1 protein-coding gene is annotated in these 818 nt (G+C 46.3%); it reads right to left on the bottom strand.

Features of this window, described 5'->3' with window-relative positions:
• Window positions 1-707 (bottom strand): cytochrome-c peroxidase (locus R8N49_RS26235; protein WP_318190336.1); only part of this gene is annotated, 707 nt, incomplete at its 3' end.
• Window positions 708-818 lie beyond the last annotated feature (111 nt).

Genomic DNA, 818 nt, shown 5'->3' with positions numbered 1-818 from the left:
TCTTTCTGCACGAGTTTATGCTCAACGTAAGCGAAGCGTTGAATCATCGCGCCGCCAACATTTTTCCCTTGATGCCATTGTACGCACCCAGCTTTCTGGAAGGTTTTCCAACCGCGTTTCGCTTTCTCATTCAAAACATGCGTGTAACCCAATAAGTAGGCATCAAACGGCGCGCCTGGAGTTTCAAGCCCTTTCACAAACTCAACAATGGACGCTTTGATGTTGTCGATAGAAATTGGCAGGTTTCCAGCGCGTTTAAACAGCGCTTGATACTGCTCGTTGTTTTGAACGTAGCTTTCAATCTTCGGCCAGTTGGAATCCATTTCTAACGGGTCGTGAATTGGGCCATCCATTTGAGAGACTAACGTATTCGACGAGCCGTCCCATAACAGTCGGTAATTCAGTGACGCATTAAAAACCGTGATCGCGTTCCGTGTTCCTGCCCCTTTTACACCTGCTGCTACGGCTGTGTTTTGCGCGCCATTCGTTTGTAGATTGTGGCAACTTTCACAACTGACTTTACCATTCGATGACAGGTTGGGATCTCTAAATAAATGCCAACCAATCCGCGCTAACTTAACGTCGACGACCGGATCGCCCTCGATAGGCAAAACAAGTTCGACTTCTGCTTTTGCAACACTGACGGATGATGCGGTACAAACGAATAGCACGGCGGCACCCCATTTGATAGCTGTACTCAGCCTCATAACTTGAACTTCCTAGAACGCTCTAATTATGAACCTAGTTGCGAATGAGATTTTTTGCCATTTTCAGGCGAGAGTAAAAGGTATGATTTTGTTTCGTATAAAGCTCAAGAG

This window comes from Vibrio sp. 1978 (genome assembly GCF_033344345.1).
Note: the sequence above shows the minus strand (reverse complement) of the source record. Positions and strands in the feature narration are given on the sequence as shown.